17 protein-coding genes and 1 riboswitch are annotated in these 20,832 nt (G+C 52.0%); of the genes, 6 read left to right on the plus strand and 11 right to left on the minus strand.

The annotated features are described in order from the left end of the window. Window positions 1–22 precede the first annotated feature (22 nt). The 11 genes from ACOTSW_RS09005 to glyA all read right to left on the minus strand — a co-directional run bounded on the left by ACOTSW_RS09005 (window position 23) and on the right by glyA (window position 11,347). Window positions 23–1,900, minus strand: a complete 1,878-nt coding sequence (locus ACOTSW_RS09005) for a potassium transporter Kup (RefSeq protein ID WP_423678746.1) — start codon at window positions 1,898–1,900, stop codon at window positions 23–25. A gap of 361 nt (window positions 1,901–2,261) precedes the next feature. Then, window positions 2,262–2,549 (minus strand): hypothetical protein, encoded by a 288-nt coding sequence (locus ACOTSW_RS09010; protein ID WP_423678747.1) that lies wholly within the window; start codon window positions 2,547–2,549, stop codon window positions 2,262–2,264. 79 nt (window positions 2,550–2,628) lie between these two features. Next, window positions 2,629–3,129: a hypothetical protein gene (locus tag ACOTSW_RS09015; protein WP_423678748.1), complete on the minus strand. Its 501-nt coding sequence runs from the start codon at window positions 3,127–3,129 to the stop codon at window positions 2,629–2,631. Between the two features lie 429 nt (window positions 3,130–3,558). Further along, window positions 3,559–4,194, minus strand: coding sequence for a hypothetical protein (locus tag ACOTSW_RS09020; protein ID WP_423678749.1), 636 nt, complete (start codon window positions 4,192–4,194; stop codon window positions 3,559–3,561). Between the two features lie 79 nt (window positions 4,195–4,273). After that, entirely contained in the window at window positions 4,274–4,777 is a 504-nt protein-coding gene (locus ACOTSW_RS09025; protein WP_423678750.1) for a gamma-glutamylcyclotransferase family protein, read from the minus strand. Window positions 4,778–5,071: 294 nt separating this feature from the next. Beyond that, the gene (locus tag ACOTSW_RS09030; protein ID WP_423678751.1) at window positions 5,072–5,641 is read right to left on the minus strand and encodes a hypothetical protein; all 570 of its coding nucleotides are present in this window, start codon (window positions 5,639–5,641) and stop codon (window positions 5,072–5,074) included. A 716-nt stretch (window positions 5,642–6,357) separates the two neighbouring features. Then, window positions 6,358–7,044: a response regulator gene (locus ACOTSW_RS09035; RefSeq protein ID WP_423678752.1), complete on the minus strand. Its 687-nt coding sequence runs from the start codon at window positions 7,042–7,044 to the stop codon at window positions 6,358–6,360. After that, window positions 7,041–8,606 (minus strand): DUF4118 domain-containing protein, encoded by a 1,566-nt coding sequence (locus ACOTSW_RS09040; protein WP_423678753.1) that lies wholly within the window; start codon window positions 8,604–8,606, stop codon window positions 7,041–7,043. The genes ACOTSW_RS09035 and ACOTSW_RS09040 overlap by 4 nt, the downstream gene beginning before the upstream one ends. Before the next feature lie 163 nt (window positions 8,607–8,769). Next, window positions 8,770–9,525, minus strand: coding sequence for a sulfite exporter TauE/SafE family protein (locus ACOTSW_RS09045; protein ID WP_423678754.1), 756 nt, complete (start codon window positions 9,523–9,525; stop codon window positions 8,770–8,772). 8 nt (window positions 9,526–9,533) lie between these two features. Beyond that, the gene (gene nrdR, locus ACOTSW_RS09050) at window positions 9,534–10,004 is read right to left on the minus strand and encodes a transcriptional regulator NrdR (protein WP_423678755.1); all 471 of its coding nucleotides are present in this window, start codon (window positions 10,002–10,004) and stop codon (window positions 9,534–9,536) included. 92 nt (window positions 10,005–10,096) lie between these two features. Beyond that, entirely contained in the window at window positions 10,097–11,347 is a 1,251-nt protein-coding gene (gene glyA, locus ACOTSW_RS09055; protein ID WP_423678756.1) for a serine hydroxymethyltransferase, read from the minus strand. 130 nt (window positions 11,348–11,477) lie between these two features. Further along, window positions 11,478–11,611: riboswitch (ZMP/ZTP riboswitch) on the minus strand. Between the two features lie 232 nt (window positions 11,612–11,843). On the opposite strand from glyA, the gene ACOTSW_RS09060 reads away from it, so the two are divergent. From ACOTSW_RS09060 to ACOTSW_RS09085, 6 genes are all read left to right on the plus strand, one after another. Continuing rightward, window positions 11,844–12,596 (plus strand): SDR family NAD(P)-dependent oxidoreductase, encoded by a 753-nt coding sequence (locus ACOTSW_RS09060; RefSeq protein WP_423678757.1) that lies wholly within the window; start codon window positions 11,844–11,846, stop codon window positions 12,594–12,596. Between the two features lie 168 nt (window positions 12,597–12,764). Further along, window positions 12,765–13,166, plus strand: a complete 402-nt coding sequence (ybgC, locus tag ACOTSW_RS09065) for a tol-pal system-associated acyl-CoA thioesterase (protein WP_423678758.1) — start codon at window positions 12,765–12,767, stop codon at window positions 13,164–13,166. 78 nt (window positions 13,167–13,244) lie between these two features. Then, entirely contained in the window at window positions 13,245–13,937 is a 693-nt protein-coding gene (gene tolQ, locus ACOTSW_RS09070; RefSeq protein ID WP_423678759.1) for a protein TolQ, read from the plus strand. A gap of 16 nt (window positions 13,938–13,953) precedes the next feature. Beyond that, a complete protein-coding gene (locus ACOTSW_RS09075) occupies window positions 13,954–14,397 on the plus strand; it encodes a biopolymer transporter ExbD (protein WP_423678760.1) in 444 nt (147 codons plus the stop codon). 6 nt (window positions 14,398–14,403) lie between these two features. Further along, window positions 14,404–16,326 carry an autotransporter assembly complex protein TamA gene (locus ACOTSW_RS09080; RefSeq protein ID WP_423678761.1) on the plus strand — a complete coding sequence of 641 codons (1,923 nt, stop codon included), beginning with the start codon at window positions 14,404–14,406 and terminating at the stop codon, window positions 16,324–16,326. Between the two features lies 1 nt (window position 16,327). After that, entirely contained in the window at window positions 16,328–20,635 is a 4,308-nt protein-coding gene (locus tag ACOTSW_RS09085; protein ID WP_423678762.1) for a translocation/assembly module TamB domain-containing protein, read from the plus strand. Window positions 20,636–20,832 lie beyond the last annotated feature (197 nt).

Below are 20,832 nucleotides of genomic sequence, written 5' to 3' on the forward strand. Positions count from 1 at the left end.
TTTGTTAAGAAATGTGGCCGGTTTAAATCTGCACCCGGGTGCCCAGTTCGATCACGCAATTATTCGGCAGATGGAAATAATCGACGACACTCAGTGAGTTACGCGACATCAGTGCGAATAAAATTTCCCGCCAGTGCGCCATCCCCGTGCCTTTGGTTGGCACGACGATTTCGCGGCTCAGGAAATACGAAATCTCAAACATATTCAAGGTCAGGCCATGTGCCTTGCATAACTCCAGCGCTTTCGGAATGTCCGGCGTATTTTTAAAGCCATAGTTCAGTTTCACTTTCCAGAAACCCGGTGCTAAAGCTTCGACCTGTACCCGTTCTTCAAACGGCACCCAAGGCACGTCATGAAACTTCACCGTCAAAATAATATTGCGTTCATGCAGCACCTGATTGTGCTTCAGATTATGTAATAAGGCTTGTGGCACCGTATCTGGGTTCGCGACGGCATACACCGCTGTGCGTGATGCGCGCGGCGTGTTGTCACCGGATAAGGCGGTCACGAACGGTAATAACTCAGGGTCACCTTTGCGTATGCTGTCGATCAATAATTCGCGGCCACGTCTCCAGGTCGCCATCACCAGAAAAATCGCAACGCCCATCGCCAGCGGAAACCATCCACCCTGCAGAAATTTCAGCGAACACGCGACGACCAGCAAGATATCCAAAGTTAAAAATACGCCGGTCGCTGTGATAGCCAAAGCGAATGGCATTTTCCAGCCGTGATGAATCACGAAAAAAGTTAAGATGGTCGTAATCATCATCGTCACCGTCACGGCTATCCCGTAGGCAGCTGCCATCGCGGAGGAGCTGCCAAAGCCGACAACGGCAAGCAATACGCCAACGAGCAGCAACCAGTTAACGCCGGGCATATAAATTTGCCCCATTTCTTTCGCCGAAGTGAAGTTCACCTGCATGCGCGGCAGCAGCCCTAACTGAACCGCCTGCTTGGTCATCGAATACGCACCTGAAATAACCGCTTGCGAAGCGATGACAGTGGCGATCGTTGCCAGCACCACGGCGGGTATTAAAAAATGCTCTGGGAATAAGCGGAAAAACGGGTTTTCAATCGCCGACGGATCGCGCATCAGCAAAGCGCCCTGTCCCATGTAGTTGATCGCCAGCGCAGGTAAGACCATGCCTGTCCAGGCTAACTGAATCGGACGTTTTCCAAAGTGCCCCATGTCTGCATACAGCGCTTCGGCACCCGTAAAGGCGAGCACAATCGCACCGATCACAATAAAAATATGCCAGCCTTGCGAGCTTAAAAAACGAATCGCGTTCAGCGGATTCAGTGCAGCAAGAATCGCCGGTTGCACAATGATTTCACTGATTCCCGCAACGGCCAGCACAGCAAACCAGATCACAATCACCGGGCCAAACAGCTTGCCAACCACCGCTGTGCCGTAGCGCTGTACGGCGAATAAAGCAATCAGCACGGCAATCGAGATCGGCAAGACATAGGGCTTGAATCCCATGGAGACCACCTCTAATCCCTCGACCGCGCTGAGTACAGAAATGGCGGGCGTGATAATGCTGTCGCCATAAAATAAAGACGCACCGAATACGCCGGTCAGCAACAGAATTAAACGCCGCTGCCCCGTATCACCAGCCGCTTTCGCAGCTAATGCGGTGAGCGCCATGATGCCGCCTTCACCGCGGTTATCAGCGCGTAATATCAGCAGAACATACTTCAGCGTCACCACCATCATCAAGCCCCAGAAGATAACCGATACCGCACCGATCAGATGCGTGGTATCCAAAGGCACACCCGTCGCGGGGCTGAATACCTCTTTCATGGTGTACAAAGGGCTGGTGCCGATATCGCCATAGACCACGCCCAGCGCACCGAGGGTGAGGGCAGCAATGCTTTCGCGGCCAGAATGTTGACTCATACAATTCCTGAAATTCAATGAACAGGGATGCACTATGCCGCGGCGGGTATCAGGAAAGCATAAGGAAAAATCAGGAATGAATCAGTCGCTGCGTCAGGCGTGCGCTTTTGCAACACAACACAGCCCACATCGCAGCGGAGCAGCTTTGGGCTAGGTGCGCGGATTTGCGCCTGTCAGTCTTTCTTACACCAGCGAGCGGCGCAATGATCAGGCAAATTCCATGTCGGCACGGAACGCAATAGATTCCACATTAGATGCCGGATATACGACTGCTGGCTTATTCCACGCGCCAGAACTATTGATTAATTTCTTGTACTTTGGGGGGAGTCCATATACGAAGGGTTAGGCCATGCTCTGGCCTTCATTGCGCTCTTTCCACCGCCGCGCGGATCTCGCGGACGACCGGCTCAACTGCATCCGTGGCGGAGCCGTACTCAAAGTGCAGGAAGTTGCCGGATTCTGACTCGACAAATATGTACTCAACGTCGCAACAGCCGTTTGGCCAAACACCGATGTTGCTCAAGCACTTGGGGCCATCAACGCGGACTTGCAAACCACTCTCGGCAAGCATGCGAATTTCCAGCAGCGGCAGATGTTGCGCTGGAAGACGGGCAGTGATCGCAGTGTGGAGCTCGGCAATGTCGATCATGAATTGCGTGGCCTAACGTTTGACATGAGAGGCTCGACCCGGCTTGCCGGGGCGAGTCCTCTCGATGGAAGGGTTAGGCCTAAACGCGCCTTGTTTCGATGACGTTTCCATCTTTGTCTCGAATGGTGATCTCGAGGCTCTCGGTAACGTTTAGGTTTACTGTGTCTGAGAACCCAAGACAAACCCGGTTCAGTAACTTCAGAACATAGTCCGTTCGCGTGGAATCTTGATCAAGAAGAACTTCATGAATGCCTGCGCTTGCGGCAACCTTCTTTGCGCCATCTTGAAGACCGATGGGCGAGACGAGGATTCCACCAGAGCCACCTATGTCTTGAATGCTCCATGCCAACGCGCCTGTAATCGCTTGACTGATTCCAGATTTGGTGTGGCGCTTGCACTCAACTACGACAAAGTGACTGCCGTCGGCAGCGCAGCCTTTTGCATCAATTTCCCATTCGGTTCCACTTTGGCCGGCGACGATCTGCTTTCCCTCAAACCGGCCGAGTCCAAAGTGTTCGGCAAACTGGTTGAGAAGATGGGCTGCTACCTCTTCATACGACTCCCATTGCTTCGCGGACATGGAGGCTCCTTTTAGGCCTAACTTGTTTTAAAGTGCAAATTGGCAAAATATCAGATAGGTGAAAAATAAGCAACAAGTTCCAATGCCTCGCAAGCCCTTATCTGGTATAGCTTTTTTTCGTTATACGGATTAAAAATACAGTGCAACAACAGGAGCCTGCCTGCGTTCGTCGCAGGCTCAAATACGTCGAGGCATCACATCAGTTAGGCGCACAGACGCATGGGCCCAAATCCGTGGGGAAAATGCTCTCACTGTACATACTCCCCCCCTGTTTTTAATAAAACACCCTTAATCTCTCCAGAAACATTGGGCTTGTAAACATACTCCGGGGAGTATATTTTTGGCGTTTTGAGGTTGTGAGACGCGGTGGAGTGTGAGCCTGACTCTGGCTGGATAATGCTGGTATCAGTTGATTGGCTTGTGAAATTGTTACATTAGAAGAGCATCAAGAACAATTATCCCACACACCTTTTCCAGAATTCCTTCATTTTCTGGCAACATGCATTTTCTTACGAATTCACGGTAGTCATCTTTTGTTTCAAGTAATACGGCAGACCACTCAATTTTGAAGTCAAAATTTCCGGCTAAACGCCATTCTCTTTCGTGAGACCAGTCGATAATATTTTTTGTATTTGTTAAATCAAACGCAACGAGCCGGAAAAGTTCGCTTTCTTTCAAGTATTTCTTTCCTTCTTCTACACTGTCGTAGATTACAGGGCGACACTTGTTTTGATACAGATAATACTTTGAAAATACTAAGCCACAGCCGGAATATCGATGACGACCACCATTCGCTTCTGTAAGCTCTTTTTCAAATTTAAGATTTTGGGCAATGGAATATAGTAGGGCGTCTTGAAAGCAAACAGCAGTTCGATTTCCACGAATGAACCCTTTTTCAGCCGTACTTCCAATAATTTTTTTATCTCTCAGTATTTTTAGTAAAACGTCAACGGCAGAGAATTTGTTTCCCTCAAGTTCTGCCGGTCTAGTCAGATGTACAAGTGAGGATGATAAATCCTGTCTCTCACTCATTCGCAATTTCCATTTCTTATAGTCGTAGGCCATATTTGGATTCGATTTGACATTCCAGACGAGAGGCGCTGCTAGTTATTTCGCGGCTTCCAGCACGCGAAGGGAGGAATTCTTAGCCATAAATTGCCAGCTCAGTGGCGCGCCTTTTTATATCGTGATCAACAACGCATGCCACGGCCTCGATCAAAGCGACATAGCTCTCAGGAAGACCGATTGCTTTTGCTCCACGCACGACATGTTCTTTGTACCAATCGAATGGGAGCAAAGATGAATCGCACTTGGTTGCTAAGTAGGTTGTTGCCTCTATGTTGCCGAGACTCTCGGTAATCAATAAAACGGATTTTCGATCATATCCAAAGCCTCGGCCTTCGAATGTATCGAGCCGCAGCAATTCACTTTCGAGAATTGAAAATACCGCGCCATACACGCGGTCAGCACTGTTTCCAGTTGATGCGGCATCACACTTTGCCGAACCATCCTTGCTTGGTTTATGAAACTTGAGTGAATGTCCAATAAGCTCACCAATGCACACGAACCGAGCGGATGGCACTCTCGCGCTCAGCCTCTCGGCTGCCATGTTTGAACCATATGCGAAATAGTACGGGCGATTGCTCATGCAGCAAATTTGATTTTAGTTAGTAAGATTGCATCTTAACGTAGCATTGAAAAATTAACCATTCCCTTGTTGCACTTTTCAACTGAAGTCGCACGTATCGGACAAACATGAGCTTTCCTCGGTAATTAGTTCGCCATTAGGTAAATTTCATGCGGCCAGATTCTTTTAATGTTGTTTCCACAGTTATACGTTTGACGGCTATTTCTTTAAACTCGGTTGTACAAGCTTTTTTCGGCATCCTGTTCTTTATTTGTCTTTCCAAAGTGTCGTTGATTTTAAGTCCTCTTTGGTGAACTATTTCTGGTGATTATTTTCGACAAGCTGTTCGTTTTGCATCCTGATGGCTCTATTTTTTAATTGAAACCATTGATCACGATAAAAGCTCGAACGAATAGCTTCTCTTTCTTCGTATGAGAGTCGTTGAACTTCCTCTTGTTCACGTTTACTTTTGTACCACTCTTCAAGTTCAAGTTCCTGCTTCTTGAGCCACTTTTCCTTATGTCCTTCCATGTCCTCGAAATTCACTGGTGGAAACTCTAATGACTTTCGATTTTCGTTCACCAAGGCGCAGTGCATTAGGTACAAGGCATCACCAGAAATCATGAGGTCTGAAAATTTAATGATATTTTCTAAATCAGGAAGATTCTCGATTGAGCCAATTATTGAATTACGTTTTACTTTTGATTCTATTGCACTCTTGTGGAAATCCTTCAGTGCGGCATGCCATGTTTCTATCACCAAAGATAGTGCATCGTCGTCGTAAGGGTCACTAAAATTTTTGGCGCTCAACTCAAAAATATAATTTTTCATCGCGGCCAACAGCAAGTTGGCTTTAGTTTCCTTGATGTCTGAAGACAGTGCCATCGTAGTACCTCAATATTTTTAAAAGAAGTGTTTGTAAATTTCAACTTTGAACAATAAGATTCTCGGTTTTCATTGATTATTCAGGCCATCGAAATCAGCATAACCAGCAGACTATATCGATGGAATCATCGTAACCTAGTAGGTTAAGTTTCTCTCGGAAACACAAGTTCCTGCTTAAGCAAATTGTCTTCTACCAGAATACCGTTCACGAAACTTAGAACTCGCCATTGTTCATAGTATGGTGAATAAATCTTGGATTTTTCTGGCAAATACTTTCCAGCGGGACAGTGTAGATACCCTGTGTACCAACTGGCAGGCACACGTTCTACCCCAAACGAAGCTAGCATATTCGCAGCTTCAGTTTTGCCGAGGGGATTACATTCCTGAGCAACTTCAACAAGGAATAGCTTTCTATCCTCAACTAGCCATGTCGCTACGTATCCGCGTCTGCATGATGTGGTGCGAATAGGGAAGATAGGACGAGTCGCACATGGCAAGAGTATTTCTTCCCATGTGGGGCTAAGTGACTCGAGCGGGTAGTTACGAGAGCCGTATGTACGATCTTCTATCAAAACTCGATCATATGCTTGTGAGGTCATAGTTTAATAATTTACTTAGGTGCCGATGAGGTTACATCGACTTTGAAAAATAGGCTAGCGACGTGTTGGAGTATCTAGATGTACTGGGAAAGGTTGCGTCAGCCAGCAATGCCGGCGCTAGATGGCGGCCAGGCGATAGCCGACGCCGGTTTCTGTCAGCAGGTAGCGGGGTTCGGTCGGGTTGTCTTCGATTTTTGCGCGCAGCTGTGCCATGTAGAGTCGCAGGTAATGCGTGTGGTCGATGAATTCTTCGCCCCAGACATCGACCAGCAGCTGGCGGTGTGTGACGACTTTGCCGCTGCTGCGCACCAGACGTGCGAGTAAGCTGAATTCGGTTTTGGTCAGATGCAGAACCTCACCGTGGCGTTCGACAAGGCGGGTGCTCAGATCGATGTGTAAGCCATCCAGCGTGTACTCGGTCGTGGCGGCGGGCACGTTGGTGCCCCGGTGGCGCAAGGCGACCCGGATGCGCGCCAGCATTTCGCCGACGCTGAATGGCTTGGTCAGATAATCGTCTGCACCGGCATCCAGCAGGGCAATTTTTTCGGTTTCCTGATGTCTGGCTGAAACGATCAGAATCGGCAGATTGCTTTGCTTGCGCACATGGCGTACCAGGTCTGCGCCATTGCCATCGGGCAGGCCCAGATCCAGCACGACGACGTCTGGCAGCGCGTGTTTTAAGATGGCGCTGGCTTCGCTGATAGAGACAGCGGTCTGCACGGTAAAACCTTCGACAGACAACGACGCCTGTATCAGTGAGCGTATCTCTTTGTCGTCTTCCACCACTAACACACGGATGCTCATGACAGCTCTCCTGCGACGATGGGGGGCTGTGCATCCAGCGGTAACTGCAAACTGAATTCGCTGCCGCCTTCCTGCGGTTGGTTCAGCACCAGATTGCCGCCATGCACGGTTGCGATGGCTTTGCAGACGGCGAGCCCGAGTCCTGAGCCGCGCTGGCTGCTGCGATCGGTGTGATCGCCACGCACATAGGGTTCAAAAATACTGAGTTGTTCGTGTGCCGGTATGCCTTTGCCGCTGTCTTTCACCGAGATCCACATCCATTGCTGATGCTGATCGGCATTGTGTTCATCAGAACCTTGTGCGCCCTGAACGCTGACGTGCAGTTGTATGTCGCCATCGGTATATTTCAGGGCGTTTTCCAGCAAATTTGCCAGCAGTTGCGAAATCAACACCGGATCGACTCTGACCAATGGCAGGCCTTTCGGAAGCTGAAGCTGAATGCGTTTGTTTGTGTCATGTTGGCGCACCCGTGCCAGTACGCTGCCGATGATTTCTTCTATGGATTCCCAATCCCGCACCAGTGATTGCGGCGTGTTTTCCAGGCGCACCAGTTGCAGGGTGTTTTCTGTCAGCGCTGATAAATATCCGGCTTCTTTGATGATGCTGTCGAGCAGGTGTTCTTGTTCGGCTGTGCTGAGTTTGGCATGCTGAAGTTGCAGCGCGGATGCGGCACCAACGACGACGGCTAAGGGTGTTCGCAAATCATGCGAGACCGCCGCTAAAAATATGCCCTGTAATTGCTGGCGCTCTGTTTCGCGTTGCGCGGCCAGAATGCTGGCGTTCAGCCGCAAACGCAAGAGCGCCTGCGCCAGTATCGTACAAAGCGCTTCGGCATGCTGACGGCCGCTGCTGTCATCGCGCGCAACGGCTTGTATGCACACGGCGCCCAGCATTTGCCCGTGCGGGTGTTGATCGCCTATGGGTAAATACCACGCATCCAGATCAGACCAACGGTTGGTGCCAGCGCCGATCACGCTGCCTTCTTTCATGCAGCACACCATGCCATCACGGATGGTCGCGGGCAGCTCATCGCGGCAGTGTAAGTTGCCGCTGGCATCGTTCAGGCACAGCAGATTCGGTCCGGCAAACGACGCGTCGAATGCTTGTTGCCCCAGCGCTGAAATATCTTCGGCGGTCTTGCATGCGGCGAGTTGCACCGCCAGATGTTGTAACTGGCGTGCGCGTTGCTCGTTCAGATGCGCGATCTCGGTTTCGCGGCGTAAACCGGATGTCAGATGATGGATCACCAGGGCCAGTACCATCATCGTGATCAGCGCAATCAAATGTTCCGACTGATCGATGCGAAAGGTCCAGCGCGGTGGTACAAAAAAGAAATTCAGCGCAGCGACTGCAGCGAGCGCGCAGCTGACCGAATAAACCCAGCTCAACCGGTATGCCGCAATCACCACCGCCAGCACATAGATCATGGACTGGCTGGTGAGCGAAACATAAGGGTCAATCAGCGCATTGACGCCGCTGGCGGATGCCAGCAGTAAGAGGACGGAAAAACTATCCTTTAACGGAGAATGTGATCGCTGCAGGAGGGCGGTGAGTTTGTTCATTCGTCCAGCGTACCACAGCCGATATTAAGAAAGCATCAGGATTTTTTGCTGTTGACTGTGTCAGTCTCAGCGCTAATTCTTGCGACGGGATTGGCGCAAGCCGGTTTCCGGGCCGAAAAAAATCAGACAGAAGAGGGAGCTGCCGGGCTCAGAAGACGCCGGACTACGCCATCAATCCATCCCACAATAGTTTGACGCCGGATAGCCCGAGTGCGGCGGTTGCGAACAGATAAAACGGACGCTCCGGTATGCGTGTCAGTAATCGCATACCTATCCACACGCCGGCAGGCACCAGCGGCAGTAGTATCGCCGACATCTTCAGTGTGTCGATGCTGAACAGGCCGAGCGCGATGTAAAAAGGCAGCTTCGCCAGATTGATGACGGAAAAGAAAAAGACTGTGGTCGCGACAAAGGTTTCCCGTGGCTGCCGCCATGACAGCAGGTAAATCATCACCGGTGGCCCGCCCGCATGCGCCAGGGTGCTGGTAAAGCCGGCGCCGATGCCGCTGAACCAGCCGAACATGCGTGGCGGACGTTGTTCTGTTGTTGCCTGACCGCGATGACGCAACAGCCGGTCGAGCGTGAAGCCGACGGCGATCAGCCCTATCATTCCTTTGACCAGCCGGTCAGACATGACGCCAAAGGCCAGCGTCCCCAGCACAATGCCGACAATGGCACCCGGTATCAGCACTTTCAGATCGCGCCAGTCGGCTTTGCCACTCCAGGCGCGGATGCCGACCATATCCATCGCGATCAGGATAGGCAGCATGACCGCTGCAGCGTCACGCGGTGAAATCCACAGCGAAAGAAATGGGACAGCCAGGCCGCCCAATGCACCACCCAGCCCGGATTTGGAGATACCGGTGATCAGCACAGCAAAGGCGGCGACCAGCCAGCCGGCGGTGTTCATGTGTTCCATGTATTTTTTTATTTCTTGGCAGTTCTGTTATCGACATTCACTTCCTGTATCGCTTCAGCGAATTCAGAGATGTCTTTAAAACTCTTGTAGACAGACGCAAAACGGATATAGGCGATTTTATCGAGGCGTTTTAATTCATGCATGACCAGCTCGCCCAGATGAACGGACATGATTTCCCGTTCGCCGCTGGAGAGTAGTTTCTCTTCTATGCGCTGAATCGCGCTGTCGATCGCTTCTGCGGAAACCGGGCGTTTGCGCAGCGCAAGCATAAAGCTGGCGCGCAGCTTATTTGATTCATATTCGGTACGGCTGCCATTTTTCTTGACGATGACGGGCATCACCAGTTCCACCCGTTCATATGTGGTGAAACGCTTATCGCAATGTGCGCAGCGACGACGACGACGGATAACATTGCCTTCTTCGGAAACGCGGGTATCGACGACCTGAGTATCAGGATGGTGGCAGTAAGGACATTTCATGAATAGAGCCGTAGTGGTTGAGCTGCGCTGTCAGGCAGCGCAAATTAAAAAAACGCCACTCAGCAGAGTGGCGTTTTAATGACGAGCAGAAATTACTTCGCGTACACAGGGAAAGCGCTGGTCAGTTTTTTCACTTCTGCTTTAACGCGTTCTATGGTAGCCGCATCATGTGGATTATCGAGTACGTCAGCAATCAGATGACCGACTTTGATTGCTTCCGCTTCTTTGAAGCCGCGGGTAGTGAATGCCGGGCTGCCAAGGCGGATACCGGAAGTGATCATCGGTTTTTGCGGATCGTTAGGGATACCGTTTTTGTTGCAGGTCATGTGCGCAGTGCCGAGAATCGCTTCTGCTTCTTTACCTGTCAGACCTTTAGGACGCAGATCCACCAGCATCACATGAGATTCAGTATGACCGGAAACGATGCGCAGACCGCGTTCTGTCAGTGTCTTTGCCAGCGCAGCAGCATTTTTAATCACTTGTTGCTGATATTCTTTGAACTCTGGTGACAGCGCTTCTTTGAACGCCACGGCTTTACCAGCGATCACATGCATCAGCGGGCCACCCTGAATACCAGGGAAAATAGCGGAATTGATTTTCTTGGCGATGGTTTCGTCATTGCTCAGGATGATACCGCCGCGTGGACCGCGCAGGCTCTTATGCGTGGTGGAAGTGACGACGTCAGCAAACGGCACCGGATTCGGATACATGCCAGCGGCGATCAGGCCCGCATAGTGTGCCATATCGACCATGAAATACGCGCCGACTTCTTTGGCGATTTTGCCGAAACGTTCAAAATCAATACGCAGTGCAAATGCAGAAGCACCGGCGATGATCAGTTTTGGTTTGGTTTCGCGCGCCAGCTTTTCCATTGCATCGTAATCGATGTCTTCCTGTGCATTCAGGCCGTAAGACACAACATTGAACCATTTACCCGACATATTCAGCGGCATGCCGTGCGTCAGGTGGCCACCTTCAGCGAGGCTCATGCCCATGATGGTGTCGCCTGGATTTAACAAGGCAAAAAATACGCCCTGATTGGCTTGTGAGCCTGAATTTGGTTGCACGTTGGCGAAGTTGCAGCCGAACAGTTGTTTCAGGCGGTCAATCGCCAGTTGCTCGACGACATCGACGTGTTCGCAACCGCCGTAGTAACGTTTGCCAGGATAGCCTTCGGCATATTTGTTGGTCAGCTGTGAGCCTTGTGCTTCCATCACGGCTGGCGAAGTGTAGTTTTCAGATGCGATCAGCTCAATGTGATCTTCCTGACGCTGATTTTCTAATTGTATCGTCGCGAACAATTCGGGATCGATATTGGCGAGCGTATGGTTTTTTGCAAACATGGTTTTCCTGATTATCGTGAGGGTGAGTCGAACAAGTGAGTAACGAGTTAAACAAACGGGATTGGTGATTGTCTTCAGCGAGGTGTCAGTCTGACGCGGACGAAGAGAGGCAGCCTCACTACTTTTACCATCAGGCTACCCAGGCGCACGGCTGGGGTTAAGTTACATAACAACCCCGACATCTCACGCTTCCCGATGGATCTCCATCTTTTGCCGTTGCCTGTATCAGGATCAACCACAATTTCGCCAGTCACGTGAGACAAAATGGTGCTGAGATTTTACGTGATGCGCTCTGAATGGGCAAGCCACTCATCCGCAGATCAAAGGCATGGTTATTTTGCTAAAAAACGGGCGCTTTCGATTGCCTGAGCACGCGTATGCCCTGACCTGCAGCACAAAAGCACTTAAAATAGATAACTGACAGATATTTGTTTTCAACGACAGTACACACGGCAGACAAGCGCATTTTTTATTCAATGGCATAAAGGATTTCAGCATGATCGTATTAATTACAGGTGCAAGCTCAGGTTTTGGTGAGGAAATGGCGCGTAAATTTGTACGCGAAGGTCATCGGGTCATCGCCGCCGCCCGCCGGCTCGAACGTCTGTCTGTTTTACATGCAGAACTGGGCGACAAGTTATTACCAGTGACGATGGATGTGACGCAAAAGTCGTCGATACTGCAGGCGCTGGCGGATTTGCCTGCGGACTGGAAAACGATCGATGTGCTGATCAATAATGCCGGTCTGGCATTGGGAACCGAACCCGCCCATCTGGCGTCGCAGGAAGAGTGGGAAACCATGATAGACACCAACACCAAAGGTCTGGTCACAGTCACGCGGGCGATTCTGCCGGATATGGTGGCACGTAACAGCGGCATGATCATCAATATCGGCTCCATCGCCGGCTCGACCCCGTATCCGGGCGGCAATGTATACGGCGCGACAAAAGCCTTTGTCGATCAGTTCACCAAAAATCTGCGGGCAGATATGGCGGGTACCGGCGTGCGTACCACGAATATTGCACCGGGCTTATGTGGCGGGACGGAATTTTCGAATGTACGTTTCCGTGGCAACGATGATGCCGCCGCGAAAGTCTATGAAGGCACGGTGCCATTGACCGCGGTTGATATCGCTGAAACGGCATACTGGATCGCCACTTTGCCGGCGCATGTCAATATCAACTATATCGAGATGATGCCGACCTGCCAGGGCTTTGGTCCGTTGAATATCAAGCGCAACCTCGTTTAAGCGGATTTTTGCTGAAATAATACTGGGGGGAGTATATTTTAAAGTCCTTTGTCGATGCTGACGTTAAGGCGAAAAAGGCAGATACTCCCCCTGTTTTGTAAAAATTATGCAGTAAATTGCGTGATAGAAATCACGTCATACGAGAGAAGAAAGCCGAAACGGCGGTTGATGATGAAAAATTTTAACTGGAATGTGCGTGTGTATTACGAAGACACGGACGCTGGCGGTATCGTTTTTTATGCGAATTATCTGAAGTTCTTTGAGCGCGCCCGTACCGAATGGCTGCGCGCCACCGGCATTCACCAGCAGGAACTGAAGCAGACGCATGAGGTAATGTTTGTCGTCAAAGCAAGCACAGTCGAGTATCATGCACCCGCCAGACTCGATGATGAACTCCGTATCACTGCCGTGGTCGAAAAACTGGGACGGGCATCGATCCTGTTTGCGCAGGAAGCCTGGTGCGGCGAGCGTCTGCTGGCCAGCGGTACGATCAAAGTCGGCTGCGTCGGTGCAAACAGCCTGCGGCCCGCAGCGATTCCGGATGTGGTCGTTGAAAAAATCCATACCTGATGCGGTTGACGGCATAGCCCGGCCGGCGGGATAGTTTTTTTACTCTTTGTTATTTGTTGTTCTCAACTGTGATTCATTATGAATGTTACTCAAGACCTTTCTTTTTTCAGCCTGATCAGCAATGCCTCTGTTCTGGTGAAACTGGTGATGCTGATTCTGCTGGGCGTTTCTCTGACCAGCTGGACGTATATCTTCAGCAAAATGTTTGCGATCAAAAAGGCGCGTGCGCAGACCGAGGTGTTTGAGCGGAATTTCTGGTCCGGTGGCAATCTGGTGGAGTTGTATCAGGATGCCACCAGCAATCGTCGCGGCCGTGATAAAACCGGTTCACTCGAACGTATTTTCGAGGCCGGTATGAGTGAATACCACAAAGTCAAAAACGCCAATAAAGCTTCGCTTGATGCCAGCGCGATGCTCGATGGCGCACGGCGTGCGATGCGCGCCGCGTATCAGCGTGAAATGGATATGCTGGAAGCGCATTTATCTTTCCTCGCTTCGGTCGGTTCAGTGTCGCCGTACATTGGTTTGTTCGGTACCGTCTGGGGGATTATGAATTCTTTCCGTGGTCTGGCGAATGTGCAGCAAGCGACGCTGGCAGCCGTGGCACCGGGTATTGCCGAGGCGCTGATTGCGACGGCGATCGGTTTGTTTGCTGCGATTCCGGCGGTACTCGCGTATAACCGTTATTCGCACGACATTGATCGTCTGGCGATTCGCTTTGAAACCTTTATTGAAGAGTTCTCGAATATTCTTCAGCGTCAGTCACGCTAATACAAAGTGAGTCAGCATGAGTTATCTGCGTGGCGAACGTAAACGCAAATTCAAGGCCGAGATTAACGTCGTGCCTTACATCGACGTGATGCTGGTGCTGCTGGTGATTTTCATGGTGTGCGCGCCGATGACAAATCCCAGCGTAATCAATTTGCCGACGGCCGGTCAGTCAACGCAGCCGCCGTCTGAATATATCGAAGTCACTTTGCGGCCGAATGAGCTTGCCACCATCAGCATCAACAGCAAGAACGGCAGCAACGGTAATAATCTTCAGGAAAGCAAAGAGCAGGCGAAAAACCGCCAGCAACTGCTGTTGAAATTACGCGAATATCACGAGGCAAAGCCTGATCTGTCGGTGCTGGTTTCTGCGGATAAAGGCATCATCTATGACGACGTGGTGCAGGTGATTTCCGAGGCAAAAAAACTGGGTATCAACCGCGTCGGGCTCGCAACAAAATAAGTCAGCATGATACCTATTCGCAAATGCCTGGGTTTTTCCGGCTGGCTGCTGTACGCGGCAGCTGCGGCGGCCGCACCTGCTCTGGCGCAGGAGCCAGTAGCGTCTGCGCTCTCACCTGCAGCGCAGGTGCCTGCGGCGACCGCAGGAGCGGAAAATAACAAAGAAAACGAAACGGAACCATTCGTCCGCAGTATCAGCGGACGTTTTCGTTTACAGGCAGCAAAGACTGACTGGGCGGATTTACTGCGCGAGCATATCGCCGAGTTTTCCGGCAACAGCGAAGCGCAGAACATTACGCCCGCGCTGATCCGTCGCTTGCGCCAGGATATCAACGGCATTCTGGCAACCGAAGGTTATTTTTCGCCGAAAACAGAGTTCCGTAATCTGAATCTCGACGATGCTGATAACACTGCCATATCCGCGGATGCGGCAGAGGCAAGCGATGCCGGCGTTGCCGGAAAAATGATCGAAGTGATGGTCGATGCCGGGCAGCGTACGCTGATAGAAAATGTGAATATTACTTTTCAGGGCGACTTTGCCGCGACGCTGGCCGCGGGCGACCCGCGTGCGAAGCAGCGGCATCAGGCACTGATTCAGGACTGGGGACTCGGTGTCGGGCAATTTTTTCGCGAATCCGACTGGCGCGAGGCCAAAACCCAGTTGACCGAAACGCTGCGCTCAGATGTCTATGCGGCTGCGCAGATTACGGAGAGTGCAGCGAATGTCAATGCCGATCAGTACCGCGCTGATTTACAGGTTGACGTTGACAGCGGGCCGCCATTTTTTCTGGGCGAATTAAGGGTCACAGGCCTGCAGCGCTATCCGCAATGGTTACTCGATCGTTACCGGCCACCGCTGCGCGGCGAAGCGTATTCACGCAGCCGCCTGCTTGAGTTTCAGCGTAATTTACAAAACTCACCTTATTTCGGAACGGTAGCCGTATCGATCGATGCCGATCCTGAAAAAGCCAGCGCCGTACCGGTTGATGTGAATCTGATTGAGCGTAAAGCGCGTGACCTCAGTTTCGGTGTCGGTTACAGCAGCAACACCGGTTTTCGTGGTGAAGTTGCTTACCGCGACCGCGACATCCTTGAGCGAGCATGGGATCTGCGCAGTGCGATACGGATAGAGCAGAAACGCCAGCTTGGTTATGCCGATATCTATTTGCCGCCTTACGACAATAAACTTGATTCGTTCGGGGTGATTCTTGACAGGCAGGACGTATCCGGCGTCAATTCCCTGCGCAATGCAGTCGGGATCAAACGTACGAATACCCACGGCCATATCGAACAAAGACTGGCGCTGAAACTGATACGCGAAAGAAAAACAGTGGACGGCGAAGACGATAGCGTCAGCAAGGCACTGGTTGCCAGCGTGGGCTGGACCTGGCGTGATATCGATAATGCGTTTGCACCACGCCGCGGTGAGATTTATCAGTTCGATCTGGATATTTCGGAAAAAGCCTTGTTATCGGATCAGCGTTTTATCCGCAGTTACGGCAAATACCATCGCTGGATACCGGTTGGCCGCAGTGACAGTATTATTCTGCGGGCCGAAGCCGGGCAGGTCTTTTCGCCCAAAAATGAAGGTATTCCGGAAGATTATTTATTCCGTACCGGTGGCAGTTCAACGGTGCGCGGTTATGCCTACCAAAGTCTGGGTGTTCAGCATCCGAGTGCGGTTACCGGTGGTCGTGTGATGGGTGTCGCCAGCGCTGAATATGTGCACTGGCTCAACAGCACCTGGGGTATCGCCGGCTTTGTCGATGCCGGTGACGCTGCTGACAGCTGGAAGGATTTCAGTTTGCGTAAATCGGTCGGTGCCGGTGGCCGTTATCACACACCGGCGGGGCCGATCGCGCTGGATCTTGCTTATGGTCTGCAGACCAGAAAAGCGCGTCTGGATTTTTCTATTGCGATCGCCTTCTGATATGAACGACACCGGACACCAAGAGCCACAGACCCCAGCAGAGCAGACGACTGCAGATACTCAGCCAGCACGCCGGCGGCGTTCATGGTTGTCGCGTCTTTTGGTAACGCTGGTGTTGCTGTTACTGAGCGCTGGTCTGCTACTGACCTGGCTGGTAAAAACTGACAGCGGCAGTCGCAGTCTGTTTGCGCTGATCGATTATGTAAGTCTGGGCAGTTTCAAAGCCAGCGGTGTGCAGGGCAGTATCGGCGACGATATTCAGATTGATGAGTTATCGCTGAAAACCTCAACGCTGGAGATCAGAGCCAGTGGTGTGCAATTACGCTGGCAGCCTGCCGCTTTGTGGCATCAGCAAGTGCTGGTCGATCGCTTACAGGCCAGTTCTTTGCGGGTCGCGACAGCATCGAGCAACACGCCTGTAAGCTTACCCGCTGATCTTGGTTTGCCATTTGCATTGCAGGCGCGTGAGCTGGCGCTGGGGCGTTTGGTGGTGGCCGATATTCTCGCTGGTGGCAAACAAAAAGAAATCGTGACGCTGACCGCGCTGAAGGGAACTTTAGAATTCGTCGCGCAACAGTATCGGGCGCAACTGGCACTGAGTTCGCCGTGGGGAAATGCCAGCGTGACAGACGCAACGATGGCAAGTCTGCGCCCATTTGCAATCAAGGGCAATGCACTAATACAGGGGCAGGTCAGAGCCGACGTACTACCAGTCGCGGCGCAGCTTCAGGTCGCTGGCAGCCTGCAGGAAATACAACTTGCTTTGCAGGCAAAATTACAGGAAAAATCCATTCCGCAGGGACCTGCCAGCGATGCAGAAAAAAAACTACTGACGAATAAAAAGACAGCTCATCTGAATGGCTCCGCCAGGGCTGTGATTGCACCGTTTGATGCGCAGATATTCAAAAGCGCCCACGTCGATATTCAGCATTTCAATCCGGCTGCCTGGGCCAGTGCAGCACCGGCAGCCGATTTACGTCTGCTGGCAGATCTGCGGCCACAGACGGCGCAAAAAGTGCAGCAAAGCACACCTCAGAATACTGAAAAAAATATTGCGGAAGCGAAGGTAAAAAGTAGCATTAAAAAAGACGCAGAAAAAAATATTGCTCCCGCCGCCGACCTTGTGGAAGGCGACGTTTCCATCACCAATGCCGCCGCCGGTCCGCTTAACCGGAATGTGATACCGCTTCGTTCTGTCAGTGCCAGACTGAAATGGCAGGGGACGCATCTCGATGTCAGCCATCTGATGGTGCAAGCCGGTAGTCAGGGCCAGATCCGTGGCGATGCGAGTCTTGAGCTACAGGCGGGAGCCACCCGGGCGCAAGCGCAACTGAGCCTGACGAATATCGATCTGAAACAAATCGATCAGCGCTTGCACAGCACAAACATCAATGGCAGCGCAAAAGTACAGACCGCGCCAGATCAGACCATACTGACGCAGGCGCAACTGACTGATGCTAAAGCAAGGCTGAACACCGAACTCAGCTACGATCTGAATAAATTGGTGCTGAGTCTGAGCAAATTTGAATTGCAGGCGGAAGAATCCCGCCTCGAGGCGAAGGGGGAGATTGCTTTCAGCGGCAATCAGGTATTTCATGTTAAGGGGCATCTCAGCAATTTTGACCCGGCGCGCTGGGTCGCGGCACCTGCCGGACGCTTGCAGGCGGAATTCAGCAGCGATGGACAATTGCAGCCGCGTGTGCAGTTACAGTTCAGAATGCCTGCCTTGCAAGGGCAATATGCAGGACAGCCGGTGCAGGGAAATGTCGATCTGCAATGGCGTCAGGATCAGCAGCTCATGTTGCGGCAGATGGATCTGCGCTGGGGTAAAAATACGTTGAAAGGGCAGGGTGCCTGGGGGGCTGCGGGCGACCTCCTGACGCTGAATCTGGATGCACCGGAATTATCAGAACTCAATAGTCTGAATAGTCTGTTTGGCAGCGGATTACTCGCCTTCGGTGGCAAATTAAAAGCGGATGTGCAATTGCTGGGACGTTTCAACGATCTGGCGGGCAGCGTGAGCACCGATGCAGAGCAACTCAGTTTTTCACACAATAACAAAAATTATACCGTTGCCAGATTATCCGGCAAGCTCAGCCTGAGCAAAGGACTCGACGGTCAGATTGAAGGGGATATCAGTGCACAGCACCTGGGCGGCGATTTGCCTGCGCTGAATGATACCGATCTGACCGGAGTTGTGCAGGCCGAAAAAATACGGCAGTTGCAGCTGCAGCTCAAAGGAAAAAAAGCCGCCCATACTTTGCAGGCGGACATATCGTTCAGCGGCAAACAGCAGTTGCATCTGGCAGCAAATGGCGCGCTCAGCGCAGGCGCTAAAAATGACCTGAGTCATTGGGACTGGAAAGGACAATTGCAGTCGCTGACGCTGGCGGGGAAACCGGATTTGCGTTTAGTGAGTCCCGCCAGTCTGCAGATCACGCCGGATTCGGTGCGTCTCGGCAGTCTGCAGTTACAAAGCGAACTGGCAAAGCTGACCTTGGATCAGTTTGAATGGCTGCCTGGCACGCTGAGCACGAAGGGCAGTATGACCGATGTGCGTCTGCTCGATATCATTCACCTGTTCCGGCCGCAATACACGGTCACCGGAAATCTGAAACTCAATACCAGATGGGATCTGCAACTGAAGGACAGTGTGCGCGGGGATATCCGTATCGAGCGGCAAAGCGGGGATTTGCGCTTCAATGATCCTGACGGTACCGGTACTCCGGTTCCTTTAGGCATACGCAATGTACAGATGCAATTACGCATGGGCGGTCTGGTTGCCGGCACGGATGGCGAACGCCTGCAGCTGTCGGCAACCGCTGATGGTGCCCGTCTCGGACAGTGGGAAATGAACGCGGATTCTTTCCTGAGCAAACAGGATGGGCGCTGGATGATTTCGCCCGGCGCAGCATTGAACGGACGCATCAAGGCTTTGATCCCGGATCTTGAATGGCTGGGGCCATCCATTAATCCGGGACTGGTACTGAAAGGAAAATTAAGCCTCGACGGTGCGCTGGCTGGCACGATGGGTAAACCGCGTTATCGTGCCGATGTCAGCGGGCGCGATCTGGAACTCGCGTTCGCTTCTGAGGGCCTGTTACTGCCTCATGGTTTGCTGGAAGCGCATATCGAAGATAATCGTCTGACGCTCAGTCAGCTGCAATTTTCCAATACAGTGACCATGCTGCCGCCGCATGCACAGTTTAAAGGTACGGACATGCTGGGCAAGCGCGGGGAATTCAATGCCAGCGGCGAGATTGACATCGGTAAAGAAACAGGATCGATACAGGCGCAATGGCAGCAATTCCCTATGCTGCAAAGAAAAGACCGCTGGCTGGTGGTGTCAGGTCAGGCCAGTATCATCGAGTCGAAAAATATCTGGAGTCTGACCGGAAAAGTGCTGGCCGATGGTGCTTATTTCAAATTGCCTAAAATGCCGCCGCCAAGTTTATCGGACGATGTTCATGTCACACGGAAGTCGGATAAACGTGAGGCTAAAGCAACGGATGCCGTACCAGTCAAAAAAGGCCTGAAAACCCGCGTTGATGTCAGCTTTGATATGGGGCCGCGTTTCGTATTCGTCGGTCGCGGGCTGGACACCGGGCTGGCGGGTAGCTTGCGTATGCGCTCAATTGATGGCAGTCCCTTGCAGGCGACCGGAACGATCAACACGGTCAAAGGTGTGTACGAAGGTTACGGACAACAGCTGGCGATTGAGCGTGGCATCCTGAATTTTCAGGGGCCGCCGGCGAATCCAGGCTTGAATATCCGCGCCTTGCGTCAGGGCTTGGCGGTCGAGGCCGGGGTGGAAGTGGTGGGCAGTGTCGCCGCACCGCAAGTGCGGCTGGTATCCGAGCCTGCAGTGCCTGATGCTGAAAAATTATCCTGGCTGGTACTGGGACGCGGTTCTGATCAGCTGGCCGGTGGCGATGCATCTTTGCTGATGTCGGCGGCGACCGCGATTTTTGGGGGCGATGGCAGTCGTAATATCCCGCGCGATATTGTGCAGGGGCTGGGCTTCGATGAATTTTCGATTGGTGCTGCCGGACAGAACTCATCGTCCCACGTTCCGGTTCAGACGGTTGCCGGTGCGACCGGTAGCGGCAATGGTTCTTCCAGTAGCGATCAGGTGGTCAGCGTAGGAAAACGTCTGATGCCCGGTCTTGTGCTTTCCGTCGAACGCGGCCTCGGCGATGCCAGCGGCGCAATTCGTCTCAGCTGGCAACTGACCCGCCGTATCACAGTGATAGGCCGCACGGGCAATGAGTCTGCTGTGGATGTGACTTACACTTTCTCGTTTAATTAAGACTGATTTCAAGCTGCGCTGAAGGCACGGTATGCCGTGCCATCTCCCTGCGGTGCCAGCTCTCAATTTGCCCGGCTGACGTGGGAGGAACTTCAGCTTAAGCATCGCGTTCGCCTGCCGCACATCGGTGGCTTATCTCAGTTCAGTTTTTTTTTACCAGTCCCAATCTTGATCCAGATCCAGTATTCAATAAATAA

This window comes from Undibacterium sp. WLHG33, assembly GCF_049544815.1.
Classification (GTDB): Bacteria; Pseudomonadota; Gammaproteobacteria; order Burkholderiales; family Burkholderiaceae_D; genus Undibacterium.